The organism is Streptomyces sp. F63 (assembly GCF_018070345.1).
Taxonomy (GTDB): domain Bacteria; phylum Actinomycetota; class Actinomycetes; order Streptomycetales; family Streptomycetaceae; genus Streptomyces.
On record NZ_JAGPXX010000001.1, the window covers coordinates 381913 to 399959 of the forward strand.

At 69.8% G+C, this 18047-nt stretch carries 11 protein-coding genes; 3 read left to right on the top strand and 8 right to left on the bottom strand.

Annotated elements, in window-relative coordinates:
* Window positions 1–86: 86 nt before the first annotated feature.
* The 5 genes from KBZ10_RS01710 to KBZ10_RS01730 form a co-directional block, all read right to left on the bottom strand.
* On the bottom strand, window positions 87–986 hold the full coding sequence (locus KBZ10_RS01710) for an anti-sigma factor (protein WP_247701689.1): 900 nt from the start codon (window positions 984–986) through the stop codon (window positions 87–89).
* Between the two features lie 5 nt (window positions 987–991).
* Window positions 992–1666, bottom strand: coding sequence for an RNA polymerase sigma factor SigM (gene sigM, locus KBZ10_RS01715; protein ID WP_210985760.1), 675 nt, complete (start codon window positions 1664–1666; stop codon window positions 992–994).
* Window positions 1667–1714: 48 nt separating this feature from the next.
* Window positions 1715–3469 carry a protein kinase family protein gene (locus KBZ10_RS01720; protein WP_210985633.1) on the bottom strand — a complete coding sequence of 585 codons (1755 nt, stop codon included), beginning with the start codon at window positions 3467–3469 and terminating at the stop codon, window positions 1715–1717.
* 110 nt (window positions 3470–3579) lie between these two features.
* Complete coding sequence (gene murJ, locus KBZ10_RS01725; protein WP_210985634.1) at window positions 3580–5691, bottom strand: murein biosynthesis integral membrane protein MurJ; 2112 nt, start codon at window positions 5689–5691, stop codon at window positions 3580–3582.
* A 45-nt stretch (window positions 5692–5736) separates the two neighbouring features.
* Entirely contained in the window at window positions 5737–8187 is a 2451-nt protein-coding gene (locus tag KBZ10_RS01730; protein WP_374223286.1) for a DUF6049 family protein, read from the bottom strand.
* A gap of 168 nt (window positions 8188–8355) precedes the next feature.
* Between KBZ10_RS01730 and KBZ10_RS01735 the strand changes: the two genes are divergently transcribed.
* Window positions 8356–9831, top strand: a complete 1476-nt coding sequence (locus tag KBZ10_RS01735) for a CCA tRNA nucleotidyltransferase (RefSeq protein ID WP_210985636.1) — start codon at window positions 8356–8358, stop codon at window positions 9829–9831.
* Between the two features lie 114 nt (window positions 9832–9945).
* Here the strand turns inward: KBZ10_RS01735 and KBZ10_RS01740 are convergent, their stop codons facing one another.
* From KBZ10_RS01740 to KBZ10_RS01750, 3 genes are all read right to left on the bottom strand, one after another.
* Complete coding sequence (locus KBZ10_RS01740) at window positions 9946–11256, bottom strand: MFS transporter (RefSeq protein WP_210985637.1); 1311 nt, start codon at window positions 11254–11256, stop codon at window positions 9946–9948.
* Window positions 11257–11369: 113 nt separating this feature from the next.
* Complete coding sequence (locus tag KBZ10_RS01745; RefSeq protein WP_210985638.1) at window positions 11370–12452, bottom strand: inositol-3-phosphate synthase; 1083 nt, start codon at window positions 12450–12452, stop codon at window positions 11370–11372.
* Between the two features lie 49 nt (window positions 12453–12501).
* Complete coding sequence (locus KBZ10_RS01750; RefSeq protein ID WP_247701608.1) at window positions 12502–13329, bottom strand: PadR family transcriptional regulator; 828 nt, start codon at window positions 13327–13329, stop codon at window positions 12502–12504.
* Between the two features lie 406 nt (window positions 13330–13735).
* Here KBZ10_RS01750 and KBZ10_RS01755 point away from each other — a divergent pair, with 406 nt between their 5' ends.
* Window positions 13736–16411: a transglycosylase domain-containing protein gene (locus KBZ10_RS01755; protein WP_210985639.1), complete on the top strand. Its 2676-nt coding sequence runs from the start codon at window positions 13736–13738 to the stop codon at window positions 16409–16411.
* 137 nt (window positions 16412–16548) lie between these two features.
* Window positions 16549–18033, top strand: coding sequence for a glycosyltransferase family 87 protein (locus KBZ10_RS01760; RefSeq protein WP_210985640.1), 1485 nt, complete (start codon window positions 16549–16551; stop codon window positions 18031–18033).
* The last annotated feature ends 14 nt before the right edge of the window (window positions 18034–18047 follow it).

Below are 18047 nucleotides of genomic sequence, written 5' to 3' on the forward strand. Positions count from 1 at the left end.
ATCACGGGCCCGATCAGGAGTCCCACCCCACCCAACGGATCCTAGACGGCAGGCATTCCCGCTGTTGACCCATGGGCTCCCAGGGGTCAGTGTCGGCTATAGACCCGGTTCATGAGGACGTCGCCACGCGGCTCCTCCGTGGTGACACACGAGGAGTCGACGACGTAGGCCTCGACCTTGCGGGCGTCCACCCGGTGAGGCAGAACGACGATGTAGACCGGCGTGCCGTCGAAGGTCCCCTCCTCGGCTGCAAGGGGCTCCACCCTGGGGTCAATGCCGTTCCGTATGCACGGAGGGAGCACCACATCGGTTCCCCTCATGGCCCGAGGGCTCGATTGGGCTCCGAGGGTGTCCGGCTCGGTGGCGGCGGGTCCCTTTTCCTGACCGTCCCCGGCGTGGTCGAGGAGGCTGCGAACCTCGCTCTCCAGGGTGGCGGCGCTCAGGCCGGAATTCCCGCTCCGCGTGTCGGCGGCGGTCTCCTTGGCGGCCGCGCCGCCGCCCTCCACCGAACTCATCGATTGCACCAGGGCCGCACTGCCGACGCTCAGGGCCAGCACGGAGGCCACGCCGAGGGCGGCTGTCCGCCAGCGGCGCCGACCGCCGTTCTGCCGGCCAGGTCCTGTACTGCCACGGGACTGCCGCATGCGCCGTGCGCTCCGGGTCCGTGCACCGACGCCGGTTTCACGTGAAACCGGGGCTGCAGGGTCGTCCGTTTCACATGAAACGGAGTCGGGGACGGTCGAGGAGAGCAGGGATTCCGCGGCGATCGCCGCATCGATCCTGCTCGCTACATCGGCCGGCATGCGGGGCGGACCGGGCAGGGTGCCCAGCAGACCCCGGATCTCCTCCAGGGAGACCCGCACCTCTGTGCAGAGTTCGCAGTCGTCGAGATGGCCGCGGACGGCTGAGGTTCGCTCCGGGGGGAGTGCTCCTTCGGTGAGTGCGGAGATCTCCGCAACGTCCGGATGCTGGTCCGTGTCGATCATGGATGTCACGCCCGCCTGCCTCCCTTCACGGCATCTGGATCTCGCGGTGGGGCCGCCGGTGGGACGGATGTCCTCGGCGCACGGTTCCTTCCCTCATGCGAGACCGCCTTACCGCTTTCCCCGCTACGGAGATGAGAGAGAAGGGGGAGCAGCCGGGCCCGCCCTCGAGCGCACCGGCTCTTGACCGTTCCAGTGGGGACCCCCAGCACTTGGGCGGCCTCCGCCACGGGGTATCCCTGCATGTCCACGAGCACCAGGGCGGCGCGCTGCTCCGGGGGCAGAGTACCCAGAGCCCTCAGGAGTTCCCGGTGCAGATCGCCGCGCTCGGCGGGTGCGGAGGCCGATTCGTGAGGCTCCAGCAGCTGCTCCAGCCGTTCGGTCTCGGCGACCGGGGACGTTCTGCGGGACGCGGTCTTGCGGGCCCGGTCCAGACAGGCGTTCACCGTGATGCGGTGCAGCCAGGTGGTGACGGCCGACTGGCCGCGGAAGGTGTGCGCGGCCCGATAGGCGGAGACGAGGGCGTCCTGGACCGCATCGGCGGCCTCCTCGCGGTCGCCCAGGGTCCGGAGTGCCACGGCCCACAGCCGGTCCCGGTGACGCCGGACGATCTCACCGAAGGCCTCCGGATCGCCGGCGACGTGGCGTGCGAGGAGATCCCTGTCGTTTACGGAGCCGTCCATGGCGTCGTCCACGTCGGCCCTCCCCTCCGCTTCGGCACCGGCTGCGACTCAGCCTGTCACAGTGATCTCGGAAATACCGCCCCGGAACTGGTTCGCCGAACCGTCGTGCGGCAGTTCGGTGATGTGGATGAGGACATAGCGGGTGCGGACGGGCTTGCCGGTGCTTATCTTGAGCTCGGCTCCGGCTTTCTCCAGCTTGCTGAGACGCTGGGAGAAGTCCTCCAGCGCTGCGGGCGCGGAGGCGGATTCCGGGGCCGCCAGCACCTGAGCCGTTTGGCCACTGCGGTACATGTCCACACGGAGACCGGTCACGGCTTGGACGCTGCCGAGATCGACGATGAGGCCACTGCCGTCCTTGCGGTTCGCAAGGTTGCCGAAGTTGGCATAGCCCTTGTAGTGCGGAGTCACCCACGCGGTGCCCGGGTCGCCGTCCACCGCATTTGATACCTGGCCCGCGGCCACAGGGGCGTCCAAGGGCGAGAACTCGGTCGTGGCCGAGATCTTCAAGGGTGTCGCCTTGCCCGTCTGCGGCTGCTTCTCCTCCGACCCGTCGCCCCGGGCCCGGTCGGCGTCCCCGGGCGTGTGCTGGTCGCGGTTCATCAAGGCATCCGCGACCTGCCAGCTGCCGAGTCCGAGGGCAGTGATCAGCAGGGCCGAGACCGTCCACTTCAGTGCCTTGCCCGTCCGGCTGTGCAGCGGGGGCGGGGGAGGAGCCGGTACGGACTGGGCCGTCGGCGGTACGCCGTTCCTGGAGGATGCCTGGGGGTAGGCGGCCGGGGGCTGATATGAACCCGGCTGGTAGGTGGGCGTGGCGAAGGAGGGCTCCGGCGGCCGGATGCGGGGAAGCGCGGCGACGGCCTTGCAGAGTTCCTCCGGGGTGGTGCAGGGCTGCTCCAGCCGCAGGGGTGTGGAGCCGTTGTTCACCAGGGCCCGCATCGCGATCTCCGACAGTCCGCGATGGACACCGGCCCGTACCTGGTCGGGGGCGATGAGCCCTGTTCCCCTGGGCAGGCCGGGCAGGCCGAAGGCGTCTTCCTCGTACGGCCAGCGCTGGGTGAGAGAGGCGTACAGCAGGGCGCCGATCGCCTCGGTGTCGGCCCGCTGCGGATGCTGGGAGCTGATGCCACGGAGGGCGGCCATGACGGCCAGCCCCCGGATCCGGTACTGGCCGGAGTGGGTTCGCAGGACGCACCCGGGAGTGAGCCTCAGGTGGGCCAGGCCTTCCCGGTGCGCGGCGGCCATGGCCTGGGACACCTGGGTCACCAGCTGGTAGGAGTCGTGCGGCTCCAGAGGCCCCGCCGCGAGGACGGCGGTCAGTTCGGTGGCGTCGGGCAGCCACTCGTGGACGACGTAGACCAGGTCGTTCTCCTCGACGGCGTCGAGGACCTGAACGAAGCGGGGGTCGCCCAGCAGAGCGGCGGAGCGCGCGGCGGCGAGGACGGGCCGGGCGCGCGGGTGGTCGGCCGGCAGCACATGCACGCCGACCGCACGACGGAGCTTCTCGTCCACGGCACGCCAGCTGCTGAAGCCGTCCAGACGGGTGAGGCACTCCTCCAGCCGGTAGCGTCCGGCGAGCTTGTGCCCACTGTGCAGCTCGGGCGGTTCGACATCGGCGATGGCGGTCGGCCGCGGTCTCGCCGCTTCCCGGGAATCGGCGTCGGTGCGGGCGGCGTCCGTATCCGCCGTGCCGGTCGTGTTCTGGGCTTTCACCTCGTCGGCGTTGGCATCTCCCGCCTGGGCGGTCAGCGGGTCCTCGCCGCTGTTGTCTGCCACGTCGACGGCAGCCGTACTCCGTTCCGCCACCGTCGTTCCTGCCTCCCCATCCGTTGCACGCCGGTCACCACAGCTAAGCAATTGTGCCCACAGTCCGTCCGTATGCACGACGTGCGGGGTCGGACGATGGTTGTGCGTGGTCAGCGGCCGAGGCGGCCGCGGACCATCCCGACCATGGCGGTCATCTCCTCGATCCTCATGCGCTTCGCCGCCAGGAAGAAGACCGCCAGGAGCACGATCCCGCCCCCGCACAGCGACGCGAGGGAAGCGGCACCGCTGTTCCCGAGAGCCTGGGTGATGCCATAGCCCGCCGCTCCTCCCGCGAGCGCAGCCGGGATACCGGCCCCTGTCAGCCGGGCATAGGTCCGCGTGACGCGGCGCCCGTCCAGATCGCCGCCGAGCCGTCGGCTCAGCCTCTTCCATGCAACGCCTACCCCGACGACATAGGCCAATCCATAGGACGCCCCCATGCCGACCACCGCCCAGCGCGCGGGGAGCAGCAGGAAGCTCGTTCCGGCGGCCGCGGCGTTGACCGCGGCGACGATGACCGTGTTGTAGAACGGCGTCCGGGTGTCCTCGTAGGCGTAGAAGCCGCGGAGGACCACGTACTGGACCGAGTACGGGATGAGGCCCAGGCCGAAGGCCATCAACGTGAAGCCGATGTTGCGTGCGCCCGATTCGCCGGAGGCGCCGTAGAGCAGGGTGGCCATGGGGACACCGAGCGCCAGGAAGGCGAAGGCGCAGGGGACGATGGCCACCGCGGACGTGCGCAGTCCGTAGGAGATGTCGTCGCGGACGGCCCCGGCGTCGTCGTCGGCCGCAGCGCGTGAGATCCGCGGGAGGACCGCGGTCATGACGGAGACCGTGATGATGGCCTGGGGCATCTGCCAGAGCAGCAGGGCGTAGTTGTAGGCGGTGATGCCCGTGCCGGGGTGGCCCTGCTTGTCGGCGACCGTTCCGGCCCAGGTGGCGAGCTGGGTGACCACGATCATGCCGAGCTGGTTGGCGAGGACGAAGAAGAAGGTCCACTTCGCCAGCCGGGCCGCCTTGCCGAGGCCGTGCCCCCGCCAGTCGAAGCGGGGCCGGAAGCGGAAGCCCGTGGCGCGGAGGTAGGGGAGCATCGCCAGCGCCTGGACGGTGAGGCCGAGCAGGGTGCCGATGCCGAGGAGCCGGACGCCCTCGGGAGTGATGGTCTCCGCGTCCATGCCGGTGCTGGTGAAGCCGCCGAAGGCCCAGATGAAGCCGCCGAAGGTGGAGATGATGACGATGTTGTTGAGAACCGGGGTCCACATCATGGCGCCGAACCGGCCCCGGGCGTTGAGGATCTGCCCGAGGACCACGTGGACACCCATGAAGAAGAGCGTGGGCAGGCAGTAGCGGGCGAACGCGACGGCCACGTCCATCTGGGCGGGGTCGGAGACCCACTTCGCCGACATCATCCTGATGAGCAGCGGGGCGGCGAGGACGCAGACGGTGGTGACCCCCGCCAGCAGGACGATGACGAGCGTGAGCAGACGGTTGGCGTAGCCCTCGCCGCCGTCGTCGTCGTTCTTCATGGCCCGCACCAGCTGCGGGATGAAGACGGCGTTCAGCGCCCCGCCGCCGACGAGGATGTAGATCATCGTCGGGAGGGTGTTGGCGACCTGGTAGGCGTCGTTGAGCGTGCTGACGCCGATGGCCGCGGCCATCACCAGGGTGCGCAGGAATCCGGTGATCCGGGAGACGAGGGTGCCGGCTGCCATCACCGCGCTGGACTTCAGCAGCCCCGAGGCGCGCCCGGCGGACTTCTTCGCGGGAGCGGGTTCGGGATCCGACGGGAGCTCCGGGTTCGGACCGGTCGCCGGGGCCGGAGCCGGCGGTGGAGAGCTTGTTCCGGAGGGCTGGAGAGCGTGGGACGGCGGGGAGGTCTGGGGGGCGGGGGAGGTCGGGGATGGCTGCTGCGGCTCGTATGGCTGCTGCTGGTCCCGGTAGAGATGCGCGAAGGCGTCCTGCTGCCCGCCCTGGTGCTCCGGGCCGGGTGACGGCGTCCACGAGGACGGAGCGGGGGCGGCGGGCTGAGTGGGCCGCCGGGAGTGCGAGGCCTCGTCGCCGGGGGTGGCCGAGGGGCCGTGGCCATAGTCCTGGGCGTGGTCCCGGGCGTAAGGGTCATGAGCGGCGTCCCGGACGCCGGCGTCGTGGGCGGGCGGCGGTGCCTGGCCGGCCGGGTCACTGCCCGGATACCGGCTCCGGTCACCGTCGTACGGCGCGTTCATCGCTTCCCCACCTCATCGTCCCGGGCCACCAGACCACGACTTCGCTCAACGCTCCACCCTCTCACCCGGATCGGGAGCCTCGTTCTTCTCCGGTCCGGTCTGGGGGCTCTCCGCCCCGGGCATCCCCGGGCCCTCAGCTCCGGCCGTCTCGCCCTCGGCCGGGACCGGGGGCTCGGGGGCGGCCGAGGGCGCCGTGTCCCGTCCGGCCAGCTCCGGCCCCGCGGGGTCGTCCTGGCTCTTCTCGGGGTCCTCCGCCGGATTCCCGTCCTCCGTGGACTCCGCCCCGTCCGCGTCGTCCGCTCCCCCGGCGTGGCTGTCCGCCTCCCGCGCGGCGGCCCGCTTGCGCTGGGTGTACATCCGGATGCCGGCCAGGACCAGGAGGAGCATCCCGCCGGCGATGACCAGCATCACGGTGGAGGTGATCTCCGTGACGTTCACCTTGAACGACATCGGGGCTCCGTAGGGCCGCCCGTCCTCGGTGTAGAGCTGGGCCTCGACCCAGACGAGGCCGTTCGCGTTGGCCGTGGTGTCGAACTTGACCGTCTGGCTGTGGCCGCTTCCGATCTCGACCATCTGGGGCTCCCCCGGGTCGAGCCGGTGCGGGGAGCTGGAGCGGAGTACCAGTTTGAGGTCCTCGACGCCCTGCAGGAGGTTGTTCTGCACCGTCACGGGAATCGTTCCGCTGCGTCCCGAGAGCGTCAGCTTCTTCTGGGCCTTCTCGATCAGTTTCACTTCCCGGGTGAGGCCCGCCAGGTAGTCCTCCGCGGCTTCCCGGTAGGCCTCGGCGGCGCGTGGCTCGCCCCGCCAGGCGGTGGACATCTCGCGCAGAATCGCGTTGCCGAAGGGAGTGATCACCCGCTCCGGCTCGGAAAGGATCACCGTGAAGCCGTTGAGCGCGTTCTGGGTCCGCTGGATGTCCTCGAAGGCCTGGGTGGGCAACTCCCGCTTCCGCAGGGCCTCGGGGTAGGCGCGAACACCGGGGACCTCGGTGGCCGCCCGCGGGTCGGGCTTCTCCTCGACCGCGTCCCGCAGTTCCTGCGGCCGGGCCCAGCGACCGTCCTGCAGCCCTTCCAGAGCTTCCGCCATGGCGCGGGCCTGGTGGGCGGTGGGCATGCGCTGTGGAGCGACGACGATGCTGCGCTCCGTGCCGGGGGCCTCCCGGTTGACCATCAGGGTGTGGGCGAGGAACTCCTGCACGGCGAGCGTGGACTCCTCCGCGCGGGTCATGTCGCCCCTGAAGGCCGTGGAGAGACGTGTGTCGGCCGCGAGGGCCGTGGTGCCGCCGCCGATCGGACGGACCGCGCTCGTGGTGTAGGACGGCTCATCGGCCCCCCGCAGGCTGTCACCGCGGGCGATGATGGTACGAGCGCCGGCCGAGGTGGCGACGTCGATGACGGAGGTGTCGACGGCCCCGTTCACGGGCCACGCGAAGTCGGCGCTGGGCTTGCGGCCGAAGATGGTTTCCCCGGTTTTCACGGCGAGATCGGTGGCGGTCTTCAGATGGCTGATCGATCCGGAGACTTTCGTGCCGCGGTGGGCCAGTGAGGCGAGATCGGGATCGGCGAACGGGAGCGTGATCAGTTCCCGGCCTTCGACGGCCGCCAGCAGATCGCTCATCCACTGCCGGGCGACTGCCTGGCCCTCGCCCTTGGTGACCGACCCGTCGGGCTCCCGGATCTCGTACTCCTTGGTCATCATCTCGACACTGACCAGCAGGTCGGGATCGACCACCCAGGTCACGGGGAGGTCCTTGCCGAGGGACACGAGCTGCTGCAGCCGGCCGCCGGGAGCCAGCTCGGCCGCGAGGGAATCGTCGCGGAACTGAGGGGTCTGCTGCTGGTCCGATCCGGTCCGGGCCGTGAGATGGGGGGTGGAGACCAGCGGCCAGAGGTAACCGATCTTCGTCGGCTTCCGTGCTTCCTCCGGCTGCCAGGGCAGGAAGGTCCGCTCGATGCCGAGCACTTGGTCGTACTGGCCCGCGGAACGGCCGTTGAGGGCCACGCCGAGCTGATAGACGCCCGCTTCTCCCAGGGCCAGCTCATCCGCGGGGAGCGTCAGCCGGAACTCACGGCTGGCGCCGGTGGGCAGCGTGCCCAGCTTCACGGTGTGCTCGGCGTCGACGGCGCGTCCGTCCTCCGCGGCGGAGAAACCCTTGCGCTTGGCGACGATCCCGATGGCTCCGCGGCTGCTCAGAGGTGTCCGGCCGACCCGGAGACCGACGCGGGCGTCGCTGACCGCGGACCTGCCGTTGTTGCTGACCCGGCCCGTGACGGTGATCGTGTCGTCTTCGGCGGGGACCTCGGGGGTCAGCGAGTTGATGGAGACGTCGACGGTCCGGGAGCCGGTGGCCGAGGGAGCGGCCCCGGCTCCGGGTGCGGCAGGAAGCTGTACCAGCCCGGCCAGGAGCGGCGCGCCCGCCAGCGCTGCGGCAGCCCGCCGCCACCACCGGCGGGCGGGACCGGTAGTCGTCCCCTGGGATGCTGCCACCTCGGCCACGCGCTCGCCCGTCCCTCGTCATCGGTGGTGGTCGTCGGATGTGCGTCCACGCATGGTAACGATGCCCGGCCGAGCCGAGTGCCGGGGATGGCCTCCCAAGATCCGCGGTGAGGCTGCCACGGGAAACGTGGAAGCCTCGGGCGTCCGAGGGCCGTACCCTGGTCTGTCGTGCCGAACGCGAAGAATGACAGCCCCGACTCCCAGACCCCGCTGATCTCGAACCACGCGCAGACGCTCAGCCAGGCGCAGCGCCGTGCCGTGGGGGAGTTGCTACGGGTGTCCCCCGTCGCCGACGACTTGGCGCGCCGTTTCCAGGAGGCCGGTCACGCTCTCGCCCTCGTCGGCGGGTCGGTCCGGGACGCGCTGCTGGGCAGGCTGGGCAACGATCTGGACTTCACCACGGACGCCCGGCCGGACGACGTGCTGAGAATCGTCCGGGCTTGGGCTGATTCGGTCTGGGAGGTCGGTATCGCCTTCGGGACGGTCGGCTGCCGGAAGGGCGATTTCCTGATCGAGGTGACCACCTACCGCTCGGAAGCCTACGACCGCACCTCGCGCAAGCCCGAGGTCTCGTACGGAGATGCGATCGAGCAGGACCTGGTCCGCCGCGACTTCACCGTCAATGCGATGGCGGTCGCTCTGCCGGAGAAGGAGTTCATCGATCCGCATGGCGGCCTGGAGGATCTCGCGGCCCGGCTGCTGCGGACGCCCGGCACTCCCGAGGAGTCGTTCTCCGACGATCCCCTGCGGATGATGCGTGCCGCCCGGTTCGCCGCCCAGCTCGACTTCGAGGTCGCCCCGGAAGTGGTCGCCGCCATGACCGCGATGGCCGGCCGAATCGAGATCGTCTCGGCCGAGCGCACCCGCGAGGAGCTGAACAAGCTGCTGCTGGCCGACCGGCCGAGGAAAGGGCTCACGCTGCTCGTGGACACCGGTCTGGCCGCACACGTGCTGCCGGAACTTCCGGCGCTGCGGCTGGAGCGTGACGAGCACCACCGGCACAAGGACGTGTACGAACATTCGCTGACCGTGCTGGAACAGGCCATCGGCTTGGAGGAGAACGGCCCCGATCTGGTGCTGCGGCTGGCCGCGCTGCTGCATGACGTCGGGAAGCCCAAGACCCGGCGTTTCGAGAAGGACGGCCGGGTCTCCTTCCACCACCACGAGGTGGTGGGGGCGAAGATGGCGAAGACCCGGATGGCGAAGCTCAAGTACTCGACTGAGATGATCAAGGATGTCTCGCGGCTGGTCGAACTCCATCTCCGCTTCCACGGCTACGGCACGGGCGAGTGGACGGACTCGGCGGTGCGCCGTTACGTGCGGGACGCCGGACCGTTGCTGGGTCGGCTGCACAAGCTGACCCGGTCGGACTGCACGACGCGGAACAAGAGGAAGGCGAACGCCCTCTCCCGGGCGTATGACGGGCTTGAGGCGCGGATTTCCCAGCTTCAGGAGCAGGAGGAGCTGGACGCGATCCGCCCGGACCTGGACGGTAATGAGATCATGAAGATCCTTGGCGTCTCCCCGGGGCCGATGGTGGGCAAGGCGTACCGGTACTTGCTGGAGTTGAGGTTGGAACACGGCCCGATGGAGCACGATGCGGCTGTGGCGGCGCTGAAGGAATGGTGGGCGGGGCAGCGGTGACGGCCGGCCGGGGCGCTGCTCGTTTCACGGGGCGCTGCTCGTTTCACGTGAAACAGGCGCCGTCCGTTCCTCTGGAGACCGGGGAGTGTTTCACGTGAAACGCTCCCCGATCGGTCACCCCGCCCCGGCGCGCAGGCGGGCCGTTGTCCGGAAGCGCCACAGTGCGAGCGCGGTGGCTCCGTAGAGCAGGGCCACGATCCCCACCAGGGCGGCGGACCGGCCGTCGGGTGGCAGTATCACGGCCGCGAGTCCAGCCGCCCCGACGAAGGCCACGTTGAAGAGCATGTCGTAAAGAGCGAAGACCCGGCCGCGAAAGGCGTCGTCCACTGTGGACTGGATGACGGTGTCGGTCGCGATCTTTGCTCCCTGGGTGGTGAAGCCGAGGAAGAAGGTGGCGGTCAGCACTGGTGCCGGTGCGAAGGTGATCCCGAGGGCCGGTTCCAGGACGGCCGCGGCCAGGGCGCAGGCGGTGATCCAGCCGGTGGGGCCGAGTCGCCCGGCCGTCCAGGGGGTGACGAGGGCGGCAGCGAAATAGCCGGCTGCGGAGAGGGCGACCGCCATGCCGAGCAGGGACAGGCCGGTGGCGGCGGCCGCGCTGTCGACCGGTCCTTCGGTGCTGTCGCCGGTCCAGGCGTACCGGGAGAGCATGAGAACCATGACCGTCAGTGCTCCGTAGCAGAAGCGCATCAGAGCCATGGCGGTGAGGGCGCGAGCGGCCCGGCGGTGCTGGGACAGATGCGCCAGCCCCTCCAGAAGCCCGCGCGCTGTGCCGGCCACCGCCGGCCCGAACCGGAGCCGGCTCAGGCCGCGCGGCCCCAACTGGTCGCGGCCGAGTCCGAGTGCCGTCAGCGCCGCCCCGAGGTAGATCCCGGCTCCCAGCAGGACGACGCCCGCATCCGACTGCCATCCGGTGAGGCGCAGGGCGAAGACGGCGCCGGCCCCGGCGGTGGCGGCGATGGTACCGGCCGTCGGGGAGAGGGCATTGGCCGTCACCAACTGCCGCTCATCCGCGACGACATGGGGGAGCGCCGCGGAGAGACAGGCAAGGATGAAGCGGTTCACGGCTGTGACGGTCAGCGCCGAGAGGTAGAAGAGCCAGTCCGGCACCTCAGCGAGGATCAGCGCGGCGGTGGCGCCGGCGAGAGCCGCCCGCAGCAGGTTGCCGCAAAGGAGGACCTGCCGGCGGTGCCAGCGGTCGAGAAGGACGCCGGCGAAGGGGCCGATGAGGGAGTACGGCAGAAGCAGGACCGCCATGGCGGAGGCGATGGCCGCGGCGGACGTCTGCCGTTCGGGGGAGAACACCACGTATGCCGCGAGCGCGACCTGGTAGACACCGTCGGCGGACTGGGAAAGCAACCGTACGGCCAGCAGCCGGCGGAAGCCGCGGAGCCGCAGCAGTGCCCCCACGTCACGCAGAACAGCCATGCTCCACAGCCTCACACAATGCGGGGACGCGTACGGACCCCGGGCGCGGGGCCCGGGGTCCGTACGGGGAAGGAGGGAAGCCGTGCGAAGAGGGTGCGCGGCTCAGCCACCGGTCAGTGATCGACCTCGCCGGCGATGAACTTCTCGACGTTCTCCCGGGCCTCGTCGTCGTAGTACTGCACCGGCGGGGACTTCATGAAGTACGAGGAGGCGGAGAGGATCGGGCCGCCGATGCCCCGGTCCTTGGCGATCTTGGCCGCCCGGAGGGCGTCGATGATGACACCGGCGGAGTTCGGGGAGTCCCAGACCTCCAGCTTGTACTCCAGGTTCAGCGGAACGTCACCGAACGCCCGGCCCTCCAGCCGCACATAGGCCCACTTGCGGTCGTCGAGCCAGGCGACATAGTCGGAGGGGCCGATGTGGACGTTGTCCGAGCCCATCTCGCGGTCGCGGATCTGCGAGGTGACGGACTGCGTCTTGGAGATCTTCTTCGACTCCAGCCGCTCCCGCTCCAGCATGTTCTTGAAGTCCATGTTGCCGCCGACGTTGAGCTGCATCGTGCGGTCCAGGATCACGCCGCGGTCCTCGAACAGCTTGGCCATGACCCGGTGGGTGATGGTCGCCCCCACCTGGGACTTGATGTCGTCGCCGACGATCGGGACGCCCGCCTCGGTGAACTTGTCCGCCCACTCCTTGGTGCCGGCGATGAAGACCGGGAGAGCGTTGACGAAGGCCACCTTGGCGTCGATGGCGCACTGCGCGTAGAACTTGGCCGCGTCCTCGGACCCGACCGGCAGGTAGCAGACGAGCACGTCGACCTGGCGGTCCTTGAGTACCTGGACCACGTCGACCGGAGGCTCGGCGGACTCCTCGATCGTTTCGAGGTAGTACTTGCCGAGACCGTCGAGGGTGTGGCCGCGCTGCACCGTCACGCCGGTGGAGGGCACATCGGCGATCTTGATGGTGTTGTTCTCGCTGGCGCCGATGGCGTCCGCCAGGTCCAGACCGACCTTCTTGGCGTCCACGTCGAAAGCGGCGACGAACTCCACGTCGCGGACGTGGTAATCGCCGAACTGCACATGCATGAGACCCGGGACACGGCTGTCCGGGTCGGCGTCCTTGTAGTACTCGACGCCCTGCACCAGCGAGGCGGCGCAGTTGCCCACACCGACGATGGCTACACGAACCGAACCCATTCCGGTTACTCCCCTTGTTCATTCGACGAGGTTCCGCTGAATGCGGACCTCACTTGGCGGTGCCGTTGGACGGATCCGGCCGGGAACCACCCCGGTTCCGGGGCAGGCCGCCCGTGCTTTCCGATGTTTCGCGAGACGACGCGCGCGGCCGCGGAGGCCGGGAGCGTTCCGGTGCGCTCTCCGCGGACGCCGGGCCGGGAGCCGCGCCGGCGGCCCCGGCGGAAGATCCGGGCTCGACCGGCGAGGCCGGCTCCTGCGAGGAGCCCGGCGCGGGTTCCGCCGACGGGCCGGTATCGGGCGCGGCCCGGTGCCGGTCACGTCCGTACCGTTCACTCTCGATCAGCTCATTGAGCCAGCGGACCTCGCGCTCCACCGACTCCATTCCATGCCGCTGGAGTTCCAGGGTGTAGTCGTCCAGACGCTCCCGGGTGCGGGCGAGGGAGGCGCGCATCTTCTCCAGCCGCTCCTCCAGCCTGCTGCGGCGGCCTTCCAGTACCCGCATCCGGACATCCCGCGAGGTCTGCCCGAAGAAGGCGAAGCGGACGCCGAAGTGCTCGTCCTCCCAGGCGTCCGGCCCGGAGTGGGCGAGGAGCTCCTCGAAGTGCTCCTTCCCCTCGGCTGTCAGCCGGTAGACGATCTTGGCTCGCCGGCCGGCGAGGGTGGCGGCGAGAGCGTCCTCCGGAGCGCTGCCGGACTCCTCGATCAACCAGCCCTGGCGCACCAGCGTCTTGAGGCAGGGATACAGACTTCCGTAGCTGAAGGCCCGGAACACCCCCAGAGAGGTGTTCAGGCGTTTCCGCAGCTCGTAGCCGTGCATCGGTGATTCGCGCAGCAGGCCGAGAACGGCGAACTCGAGGACACCGGAGCGTCTGTTCATGCGTCTCCTCCCTCGCCTTCGCCGTCCCGCTGTCCGCCGTGCTGCCCGTCGGCCCTTGCTCTGCCGTCCGTTATACCTGGCCGATGTATCGGATCGATACATCCAGACGATAGAACGGCGCCTGCAACGTCACAAGAGGGGCAGGGGTGAACGGCGTCACATCACGGTTTTGGTACAGGCAAGTTGCCTGTTTTGTACGGAAGGTGGTGCCCCGGCGGGTTTTGGCCCTGCGTAGTCTGTGCGCCATGCAGACCACCGGGAACCGCAGGCCGCGGCGGAGCGTCCTCGTCCTGGGTGCAGTGCGGCCCGGCGCCCCTCCGGGGTGGCCGCCGGTCCGCACGTCGGGGGTACCGGAAGAAAACTGCCGCATTCAGGCGATAGCGCCTGCCCGAGGAGTATCAGTTCCATGAGCGAGCACCGTCGCAAGCCACCGCAGTCCGCAGGTGGTGGACGCGCCGCGGCCCGACGCGGGGCGCAGGGTTCAGGCCGCCGCGCCGCGCCGAGGCGTGGAGCCACCGAGCCCGAGGCCGCACCGCCCGGTGACGGGCGTCCCTACGGAGGACGTGCCGAAGCCCGCCGGGCGGCACAGCGCGGAGGCGGTGGACGCCGCCGGGCCGCCGCGGCCGGTGCCACGGCCACGGGCGCGGGTGCCGTGGGACGGGGCCGCCGCGCGGCCGCGAACGGGCCGGAGAAGAAACGCCTGATCGACTATCCGCGGGCGGGCCGGACCGGAGCGCGGCGCTGGATCCCGTCGTGGAAGCAGGTCACCGGGACGGCCATCGGCTTCATGGGGCTGCTCGTCGGGGGCGCGGGCATAGCCCTCGCCGTGGTGGATGTCCCCCAGGTCAAGGACGACGCACGGGTCCAGAAGAACGTCTACTACTGGGCGAACGGCGATCAGATGGTCGTGGCCGGCTCCGGCCAGTACAACCGTCAGATCGTCGACTACGACAACATCCCCCCGGCGATGCGGGACGCCGTCATCTCCGCGGAGAACGCCTCCTTCGAGGAGGACCCCGGTGTCGACCCGATGGGCATCGCCCGCGCCGTCTTCAACATGGCGAAGGGCGGCACCACTCAGAGTGGCTCCACCATCACCCAGCAGTACGTGAAGAACGCCATGCTGAGCCAGGAGCAGACGATCTCCCGGAAGGTGCGGGAACTCTTCATCTCGGTCAAGGTCGGCGCCACGGTCGACAAGGAGGAGATCCTCGCGGGCTATCTCAACAGTGCCTACTTCGGCCGTGGCGCCTACGGCATCCAGGCGGCTTCACGCGCCTACTACGGCAAGGACTGCGAGGACCTCACCCCCAGCGAGAGCGCCGTCCTCTCCGCCCTGCTGAACGGCCCCAACCTTTACGACCCGGCCGGCGGTGTGGGCTCGGCGGCCACACCGGCGAAGAACCTCGAGCGCGTCAAGGACCGCTGGGCGTGGACCCTCAAACGCGAGGTGGAAACCAAGCGCATGTCGTCGGTCGAGCGCAGCGAGCACATCGCGGACGGCTTCCCGATGCCGCAGGCTCCGAAGCCGGCCACCAACAAGGCCGGCCAGATCGGCTACCTCACGAACCTGGCCGACAACTTCATCGTGGCCAACAGCGACAACATCTCCCGTGCCCAGCTCGACCGGGGCGGCTACGAGATCCACACCACCTTCGACAAGAAGAAGATGCAGCAGCTGGAACAGGCTGTGAAGAAGGTGACGAAGGAGAACCTCAAGCCGAAGGAGCGGGACGAGGACAAGTACGTCCAGTTCGGCGGGGCGTCCATCGATCCGAAAACCGGCAAGATCGTCGCCATCTACGGTGGCAAGGACGCGACCGAGCACTTCACCAACAACGCGGACTTCACCAACGTCCAGGTCGGCTCGACCTTCAAGCCCTTCGTGCTGGCCGCCGCCATGTCCCATGGTGTGCGGGACCCCGAAGGAGAGCCCGAACAGGGCCCCGACCAGCGCACGCCGGTCTCACCGCTCAGCGTCTACAACGGTGACAACAAGGTGAAGCTGCTCAACTACGACGGCTCGACCTGGCTCGACAAGGACAACAAGGAGTGGCACCAGACCAACGACGGTGACAAGAGCTACGGCGACATCACCCTCCGCACGGCGATGCAGCACTCCGTCAACACCCCCTTCATCCAGCTCGGTGTGGACGTCGGCACCGACAAGGTGAAGGAGACGGCGCTCGACGCGGGGCTCGTCGAGGACCAGATGGAGAGGACCACGCCGTCCTTCTCCCTCGGCACCTCCGCCCCCAGCGCCATTCGGCTCGCCAGTGCGTACGCCACCTTTGCAGCCGAGGGCGAGCAGACCGACCCGTGGTCGGTCAAGGAGGTCAAGAGGAAGGGCTCAGTCAAATTCGCGTATGAGCCGAAGAAGCAGCAGGCGATCGACACCAACGTCGCCAACAACGTCACCGACGTGCTGAAGAACGTCGTCGAGAAGGGCACCGGCACCTCGGCGCAGCTTCCCGGCGGCCGGCCGGCGGCGGGCAAGACCGGTACCACGGACGGCAACAAGTCCGCCTGGTTCGCCGGATACACCCCGCAGCTCTCCACAGCGATCGGCATGTTCCGGGTGAACGACAAGGCCGAGAAGCAGAAGTTCCTGGAGATGTACGGCACGGGCGGCCAGCAGAGCATCCACGGTTCGTCGTTCCCCGCCAAGATCTGGGCCGACTACATGAGCCAGGCGCTGAAGGGCAAGCCGGTCGAGCAGTTCCCGAAGCCGGAGCCGATCGGCAAGAAGGTCTACGGCGACGGCTCCAGCCCGTCCCCGACACCGACCCCGACCCCCACTCCGTCGGAGAGCGAGTCCCCCGAGCCCTCGCCGAGCGAGTCCACCGAGCCCTCGCCGAGCGAGACGCCCAGCAAGACCTGCGGCTTCTTCGACCCGAAGTGCAAGGAGGAGGAGCCCACGGGCGGGGCGGACGCAGGCGCCGACGGAGGCATCGACGGCGGAGCCGACGCAGGAGCGGACGGCGGGATCAGCAGTTCGCCGACGACAACGCCGCCGGGCGGCGGCAATGGCAACAACGGTGGCGGGGGCTGGCTCGGCGGCCCCGACGGAAGCACCGGATAGGGCCCCGGGGGCGGGACGCCCCGGCCGTACGGCCCCGCGGTCCCGCCCCCTCCCCACCGCCGGTGGTGCCCCCGCCCCCATGGACCGTCATGGGCGGGGGCACCGCCGCGTCCCGGCCCGTACGGCAGGATGACCCCATGACGAGCGTGCGTGACGAGCAACCCGTACGGCCCACCCTGCAGGACGACGTGGCCGCCGCCGCCAGCGAGCTGATCGGGGGCCCCGCCGGACGGCGCGCGCGGTACGGCACCGGCTGGTGGACGCCCGTACGGATCATCGCCCTGCTCGCCATCGGCATGTTCGCGCTCGGCATGGTCCAGAAGCTGCCGTGCTATGACGGCGGCTGGTTCCACGGCGCCAGCAGTCAGTACATCCACGCCTGCTATTCGGACATCCCGCACCTGTACAACGCCCGGGGCTTCGCGGCGGACCTCGTTCCGTACTTCGACCGGTTGCCGGGCGACATGGAGTACCTCGAATACCCGGTGCTCACCGGGGTGTTCATGGAGGTCGCCTCCTGGCTGACCCCGCACGACGGCACGATCCAGCACCGCGAGCAGATCTACTGGCTGGTCAACGCCGGAATGCTGATGGTCTGCGCGGTCGTCATCGCCGTCAGCGTGGCCCGCACCCACCGCCGGCGCCCCTGGGACGCCCTGCTGGTCGCTCTCGCCCCGGCCTTCGCCCTGACCGCGACCATCAACTGGGACCTGCTCGCCGTGGCCCTCACCGCCGCCGCGATGCTCATGTGGTCACGCGGCCGCCCGCTCCCCGCCGGGGTCCTGATCGGCCTGGCCACCGCCGCCAAGCTCTATCCCGTGCTGCTCCTCGGACCGCTCTTCCTGCTCTGCCTGCGCGCGGGCCGGATGCGGGCGTACGGCACCGCGCTGGGCGGCGCGGCCGTGGCCTGGCTCGTGGTGAACGCGCCGGTGATGATGCTGGCGCCGGAGGGCTGGAAGAAGTTCTACACCTTCAGCCAGGAGCGGCCGGTCGACTTCGGTTCCTTCTGGCTGATCATCTCCCAGCGCACGGGCGACCCGCTGGAGGACGCCAACACCTGGGCCACGGCCCTGACGCTGCTGGCCTTCGCCGGCATCGCCGTCGTCACGCTCCGGGCGCCGCGCCGGCCGCGTTTCGCCCAGCTGGCGTTCCTGGTCGTCGCCGTCTTCATCCTGTTCAACAAGGTCTACTCCCCGCAGTACGTGCTGTGGCTCGTACCGCTCGCCGCGCTGGCCCGGCCGCGCTGGCGGGACTTCCTGATCTGGCAGGCCTGCGAGGCCGTCTACTTCCTCGGCATCTGGATGTACCTCGCCTACACCTCCAGCGGCGACGCGCACCGGGGACTCCCGGCGGAGGGCTACCAGCTCCTGATCCTCGTGCATCTGCTGGGCACCCTCTACCTCTGCGCGGTGGTCGTCCGCGACATCCTCTTCCCGGAGCGGGACCCGGTCCGCCGGGACGGCTCCGACGATCCGTCCGGCGGCCTCCTGGACGGTGCGGCGGACGCCTTCGTCCTGCGCCGCCCCGTGCCGTACGCGGAGCAGCCGCCGTCCTTCGGCGGACAGCGGCTGCGGTGGGGCGTGGAGACCGGCGGGGCGGCACGGCGCGGATCATCGGGCTGACCCGGGGCGGCTTG